Annotated in this window: 8 protein-coding genes; 2 read left to right on the forward strand and 6 right to left on the reverse strand. The window is 50.2% G+C overall.

The features are described 5' to 3' along the window. From ACTNDQ_RS15035 to ACTNDQ_RS15055, 5 genes are all read right to left on the reverse strand, one after another. A partial coding sequence (locus ACTNDQ_RS15035; protein ID WP_441064965.1) for a recombinase family protein occupies window positions 1-544 on the reverse strand: 544 nt, incomplete at its 3' end. Between the two features lie 94 nt (window positions 545-638). Next, the gene (locus ACTNDQ_RS15040; RefSeq protein WP_002575863.1) at window positions 639-794 is read right to left on the reverse strand and encodes a hypothetical protein; all 156 of its coding nucleotides are present in this window, start codon (window positions 792-794) and stop codon (window positions 639-641) included. Window positions 795-834: 40 nt separating this feature from the next. After that, window positions 835-1779: a MobV family relaxase gene (gene mobV, locus ACTNDQ_RS15045; protein ID WP_002575862.1), complete on the reverse strand. Its 945-nt coding sequence runs from the start codon at window positions 1777-1779 to the stop codon at window positions 835-837. A 173-nt stretch (window positions 1780-1952) separates the two neighbouring features. Continuing rightward, window positions 1953-2348 carry a replication initiator protein A gene (locus tag ACTNDQ_RS15050; RefSeq protein ID WP_002575861.1) on the reverse strand — a complete coding sequence of 132 codons (396 nt, stop codon included), beginning with the start codon at window positions 2346-2348 and terminating at the stop codon, window positions 1953-1955. Window positions 2349-2459: 111 nt separating this feature from the next. After that, window positions 2460-2873: a cysteine-rich VLP domain-containing protein gene (locus tag ACTNDQ_RS15055; protein WP_002575860.1), complete on the reverse strand. Its 414-nt coding sequence runs from the start codon at window positions 2871-2873 to the stop codon at window positions 2460-2462. Between the two features lie 228 nt (window positions 2874-3101). Between ACTNDQ_RS15055 and ACTNDQ_RS15060 the strand changes: the two genes are divergently transcribed. Both ACTNDQ_RS15060 and ACTNDQ_RS15065 read left to right on the forward strand, forming a co-directional pair. Next, window positions 3102-3365, forward strand: coding sequence for a hypothetical protein (locus ACTNDQ_RS15060; protein WP_002575859.1), 264 nt, complete (start codon window positions 3102-3104; stop codon window positions 3363-3365). Between the two features lie 78 nt (window positions 3366-3443). Beyond that, a complete protein-coding gene (locus ACTNDQ_RS15065) occupies window positions 3444-4244 on the forward strand; it encodes a helix-turn-helix domain-containing protein (RefSeq protein WP_002575858.1) in 801 nt (266 codons plus the stop codon). Window positions 4245-4324: 80 nt separating this feature from the next. Here ACTNDQ_RS15065 and ACTNDQ_RS15070 read toward each other — a convergent pair whose 3' ends face one another. After that, window positions 4325-5545 (reverse strand): MFS transporter, encoded by a 1221-nt coding sequence (locus ACTNDQ_RS15070; RefSeq protein ID WP_002584949.1) that lies wholly within the window; start codon window positions 5543-5545, stop codon window positions 4325-4327. Window positions 5546-6600: the final 1055 nt, after the last annotated feature.

Raw genomic sequence — 6600 nt, forward strand, 5'->3', positions numbered from 1 at the left:
TGGCCGCTTCCTCCGGGTTTACCACCAGCTTCTTTGTGTTGATACCGTCCATCTTGATAGGCTCCGTATGGAAGCCGTAAGGGGCTTTCCCGCCCATCTTAAAGCCCCGCTGACTGCGGGAGTAGTAAGCGTCCGTTACCCGCTTCTGTATCGTTTCCCGTTCAAGCTGGGCGAACACGATACAGATATTCAGCATGGCCCGTCCCATCGGCGTGGAGGTATCAAACTTTTCCGTAGAGGACACAAACTCCACATTGTACTGCTGGAACAGCTCCATCATGTTGGCAAAGTCCAGAATGGAACGGCTGATACGGTCGAGCTTGTAAACCACGACCTTTGCAATCAAGCCCCGCTTGATGTCCCGCACCAGTTCTTGAAACTTCGGACGGTCTGTGTTCTTGCCGCTGTACCCTTTGTCTGTGTATTCCTTGCAGTTACCGCCTTTCAACTCGTATTTGCAAAATTCAATCTGGCTTTCAATGGAAATGCTGTCCTTTTTGTCTACCGATTGTCTTGCATAGATTGCGTCTATCCGATTGTTCATATTGTCGCTCCTTTTCTTAAAAAAGAAACGGAGCTGCTGACAGTTCTATTATACCGCCAGCAGCCCCGCAAATCAATGATGGGTTTGGAAAACCTTATGTCCCGGCTTCCTCACTCTCCCGCTTGTCGGCGTACTTGCGGAACACCTCATAAAGCTGCTGTTCCAGTTCCCGGCGTTTGGCTGCTTCCTGTTCCGGCGTGAACACCGGGGAGAGATTTTCCAGTGTGATTTCCTTTCCCTGAAAAGTCACGATTTCGATTTCCTTTTTGTATCTGATATTACTTATAAGATCACCTTTCCTTTCCATGCTGCCGCTGTTGCCGTTTCAGTTCCGCTAAAATCTCCGGCGGGATACGGTCAACCAGCCGCCGCATATCGTCCAGTTCGCTTTTTAACTTCGCCCGTTCCATCGTGTCATTCATCTTGCCTTTTTCGCTGGCCTTTGCCCTGACTTCCAGCTTTTCATTTTCCGCTAACAAGTCATTGATTGTGACCTTGTATTTTTTCAGTTGCCCGGAGAAGTTCTCCATCTGCGGAAACCACTTTTTCAGCATGGAGAGGGCTTCCTCTTTCTTCTTTCCGGCGTTCAGCGGGGTAATGCCGGAGAGAACCGCTTCAATGGCCCTCGCCTGTTTGGAGAGGTTGACCGCCTGTTTGAACAGCCGGGTGGGGATATGCTTCCGGCCCGTCTTGCTGGCGCTTTCCCCACGCTCCAGGTCGGGGTACTGCTCCACCATACAGGCGTGAAAATCGTCCTGCCACTTCGTCAGATTGGCCCGGTTGCCGATAATTTCTTTGGCGCACAGGCGGTTGTCCTTTGTCAGCGGCACAAAGACCAAGTGCAGATGGGGCGTTTTTTCATCCATGTGTACCATAGCCGAAACGATGTTCTCCCGGCCCACCCGGTCAATGAGGAAGTCCGCCGCCCTCTGGAAGTAGGCCGCTATCTCCTTTGGGGACTTGCCCTTGAAAAACTCCGGGCTGGCGGTAATCAGCGTGTCCACAAACCGAGTGCTGTCCTTGCGGGTGCGGCATCTGGCCTGCTCGATGCGGCTCTGAATGAAATGGTAGTAGCGGCCATCCGGCTTGACGATGTGGAAATTGTACTTGCTCCGGCTGGTGTCAATGTCCGGGTTGCTGGCGTACTGCTCCTTTTTCCGTTCATGGTGGGCTTCCAGCGGCCCCGCCGGGTGGCCCTTGTGCTTCTCAAATCGCAAAATTGCGTGTTGTGCCATTGAACTCCTTTCCCCATTCCATTCCTTTCCGGCGGGTTTTCCCGCCGAAAATATCTCTGATAGGATTGGAATGGAATGAATGTAAATAGATGGTTTTAATCTCTGTATTTCTATATACCGTCAGATTTCCGTACTTCAAGAGGATTGATTTTCGTACTCGCCAAGTACGGTTTTCAGCCCTCCGGCGTACCATAACCGGATTTCTTGAAGTCGGTGTTTGGAACCGCTTCATAGGATTTCGGGTAAATGCGGTTGGGTTTTCCACAGCCCTGTTTCTGGATTTCCACCAGCCCCGCATACTGCAACTCCCGCAGGGTGTTGACCGCTTTCTGCCGCCCGCAGCGGAGCAAAGCGACCACCTCGCAGATGGGGTAGTACAGGTAGACCCGCCCGTACTCGTCCGCCCAGCCGTTCTTCCGGGACAACTCCGCCCGGCGCAGGACAAAGGCATACAGCACCTTCGCTTCGTTGCTCAAGGGCTGGAATGTGGGTGCTTCAAAAAGGAAATTGGGGAGCCGGGTGAAACTGAACGCCTTTTCCGGCTGGTGAATATAAATCGTGTTTGTCATAGCGTGTTTTGTGGACGGTTAGAGGCCCGTTTTCCGGGGCGAATGATAAATGATACCAGCCGCCCCGGTTGAGGGCTTGCGGAGCCTTGCAAATCAAGGCTTTTCCCGCTCTTAACTGTCCACAGCAGACCTCCTTTTCCGTTCACTTTCTGTTTTCTGCCGCCTGTGAACTCTGGCGGCGCAGTCCGGGCAGTATTTGCCCCGGTTGGACTTCGGGACGAACACACCGCCGCACTCCGCACAGCGTTTCAAGTCCCTGTCCCGGTAAATCTCCGCTTCCAGCGTCCTGTCCAGCGGCAAGACCGCCCAGCGGAACCACTTGCAGCAGACGGAGAACGAAATCATCTGCGGACAGGCGCAGGTGTCGCCATCGTCCAGCGCAAGGCAGTTTCCGTCCTCGCAGTTGCAGCACTCCCGGCGTATCAGGCCGCTGGCTCGTCTCTTCTGGGGCGGGGTTATGCGGTAGGGGGAGCCGTCCGGCCTGTGTTCCAGCGGCGGCAGGTGTTGATAGGGTCTTTTGCTCATGCGTCCCTCCGTTTTCTTTGGCGTGTTCTGTTTCCAAGGTGCTTGTCCATCGATGAACTATCCCAAGTCTACACCTTTTTGACCGCCTGTGCCGTATATCCAAGAGGTAGGAAATCAGCCTGAAAAACTCCCTATTTCCACGCTCTCGGATTTGTGATATAATCAAAAAAAGATAAAAGACAAATTCAGGTTTCTGGTCTTCTTGCACAAAATAAAGGAGGAGCTATTATGCAAATTGTTTATATTCCAAGCGAATCAATGTCTGTTCAAGGTAAAAAAGATGAAATCTATAAAAGATATGGGAAAGACTGGAATATTAGAGAACAGGGAGGAGGTAACGGAAATTGGTTGTTGACCAGAAAAAGTGATGTGCTTGTAGATGGAAAAAGTTATCGTACTTTTGTACTTGAACACTACGGTAAATCCAAGCTGACAGCGAAGCTTGTTGATAAATTTCGTGAAGATGTAGCAAATGGTAAAATAAAACTGTAAATGCCTATGCCGTTATGCTATGAGCATAGTACATAGCATAACGGCTTCTCTTTCGTTGAGCTAGCAAGGAGGGTGAATATGTCTTTATCCATACAAGAGCGATTAAAAGACCTACGTGTGGAGCGTGGCTTGACGCTGGGGCAGCTTGCGGAGCAGACCGGGCTTTCCAAGTCTGCGCTGGGCAGTTACGAAACGGAAGACTTCAAGGACATCAGCCACTATGCCCTTATCCGGCTGGCGAAGTTTTACGGTGTGACCGCTGATTATCTGCTGGGGCTGTCTGAAATGAAAAATCACCCAAACGCCGATCTTGCAGACCTGCGTTTGAGTGATGAAATGATTGACCTGCTGAAAAGCGGGAGGATAGACAATACCCTGCTGTGTGAGCTGGCGGCGCACCCGGATTTCCCCCGGCTGATGGCTGACCTTGAAATCTATGTGAACGGAACGGCACTGAAACAGGCGCAGGGTGCAAACGCCATAGTGGACACGATGAGCGCAACTGTTATAAAAAAGCATAATCCTGGCATGAGTGATACGCAGTTAAGACAGCTTATCACCGCCCATATTGATGAGGACGAGTTTTGCCGCTATGTGATACAACGGGACATAAACGGGATTGCCCTTGCTCTGCGGGAAACACACAAGGACGATTTTTTCAGCGTCCCAGAGGATAACCCGCTAAAAGAAATGCTGGAAACTGCTGGTGAAATCGTCAGCCAGGACAGCGACACGGAACAAGCGTACTTGGCGTTTATCTGCAAACGGCTCAAGCTGAATTTTAGGAAGCTGTCAGTAGAAGAACGGAAGTGGCTGAAAAAGATTGCGGAAAAATCCGACTTGCTGAAGAATCCAAAACCGCAGAGAGGACGAAGATAAAAAATGCCTGAACGGCGGTTCTGGTTTTTCAGAACCACCATCCAGGCATTTTGTTTAGTAATAGAAAAAGGTGCAGTTGATTATTGCGTATTGTCAATCTCTCTCAAACCGGGTAGTAAAAATACGGCAAGCGCAACGATGATAATGCCAATTCCGCAAATGACAAACCATTTCTCAACTCCCAGCCGCTCCGCCAGAGGCCCGGAAATGACAAGGCCAAACGGCATGGCGAGGGAAGCGGCGCTTGTCAGTAGAGAAAAAACTCTCCCCAGATATTCTGGTTTGACCGTTTCTTGAAAAATCGCATTTTGCACACCGTAAAATGGAGCGGAAATTCCCATAACAGTACAGCACACAACAAAGACAAGAAATGCGTCTGGCGGCAAAAGCCCGGAGAGCATATTGCTAACGCCCATCAGGAGAACGGAAAGACCGATGGTGTACCGCCGTTTCTTAAAACCGCCCCAAATGCTCAGAATGACTCCGCCAAGCAGCATACCAACCGCAAAAGCAATTTCAGCGGCAGAGGCATGGGCCGGTGTTCCTTTGAAGTATGACATACAGATGAGAGGAAAAAGCGTACTGATTGGCATATAAAAGAACATATAAATTACACCAATCCAGAGCAGAGCAAAGAGGCCCCTGTTTTGCTTTAATACCACATACCCCTCTTTCATATCCTGTAAAAACTGTTGTCTTTTCGTTTCTGGACATAGTTCAGGCGTTGGTATGGACGAAATCGCAACAGTCACACAGGCAAGGATTGCACCCACAATATCTAACAATATAATTGCATTAAGAGGCCAAACAGCATATAAAAACGCTGCGGCAGCTGGACTGATAATCGCACTTACTGCTTGCATGGTCTGCGTGTAACCAGCGCATTTTGTAAGTTCCTCTTTTGGCACAATCATAGGTGTTGCTGCGCTGAATGCTGGAGAATGAAAAGCAGTTCCCGCACTTCGGATTAACAGGACAACCATAATAGACCATACGGGCAATTCCATGTAAAACGCCACCAGCGCCAGAATACCGCCAGCGGCGGCAATTATCAAATCCGCACCAATCATTACGCTTTTACGGCTGTGCCGGTCAACAAAAGCACCTGCAAACGGGCCTAAACAGGCTTGCGGCAAAAATCCAATCAGTGTTGCCGCCGTCAATATGATTGCAGAATTAGTTTTCGCAACCAAATAAAAGATAATGGCCATTTGCAAAATACCGCTGCTAATAAAGGATATTGCTTGTCCGGCAAGAAGTGTAAAATAAGTTTTTCTCCATGAATTGTTGTTTTGGGTCATAATGCGAACCTCCTTTTTTATTGCATTGTTCCTTTGTTTCTGCAATAAAAAGCAGGCGTTGTCCCACAGAGAGGGCAGACGCCTGCATAACAACAAAGCACGAAAAAACACCACGATACAGTTCAAAGACTGCTCGTGTCAAACCTACGTGTTCCTTTGCATACGCACGCAAAAAAAGCCCACCATCATGTGGAAAGGTACTTCTACTTTTTATTGCTTATTAGCGTACACAAATTAACACACGTAAGCCTCCTTCCAATCTCAAACTGTCGCACAGTATAACACACATCCGATAGACTTGTCAACCATTTTTAACCTTGTTTTCCATCTTGTTTTTCCATCTCTTACGGGCAGTAGCAAAGCCAGGCGAGCCAGTCAACGGTCAAGATGAACGGCGCTTTCAGCGCCGCCGTTGACAGTCTCGCCCGTCTTTGCTAATGGGTAATCAAGGCGGGAAAGCCATTTTAGGGCTTTCCCGCCCATTTCAATTTTGGGAGAAGAAAGGCCCCAAAATGAACGAGTGCGGCCAAACACTTTTAGGGATTGGCCACCTTGTCCACCCATCCAGCGGGGCGGCGGGGAACGGTCAAGGCCGGGCGTCAGCCCATTCATTTCAGCCTTGACGGTTTCCTGCCGTCCTGCTACTTTTCCCGGAGTGTGGCCACACATCTGGTCACGGTGTCCAGAGCTTTGGGACTTTTTGTCCCATAGGCCGGGGGCGGAGGACGAGGGACGGGGGCTTTCATAATACGCCCTGTCTGCTGCTGAAATCAGCCCTTTGTTTCCGGCTTACCAGCCCCAAACAAAGCCCTGCTTTCCTGCCGCGTCAAATGCCCTTGCCCTCCCCGGCGGCAACGGTATTTTCAGGGCAACGCCGACAGAGCGTATAACACACTACACTTTGCTCCGCAAAGTCGTGTGCCAAATGGGGCGCTGCCCCCTTTGGAAACCCCCGCAACAAACAGGTGCTATGCACCCAGCCGGGAGCATAGCGCCGTTTGTTGTCAGCAGCCCGTTTCACGGTCTGCGTGTAGTTCCTTGTAAACTGACCTAAA

Origin of the sequence: Blautia massiliensis (ex Liu et al. 2021) (assembly GCF_052064225.1) — a bacterium.
Taxonomy (GTDB): domain Bacteria; phylum Bacillota; class Clostridia; order Lachnospirales; family Lachnospiraceae; genus Blautia_A; species Blautia_A fusiformis.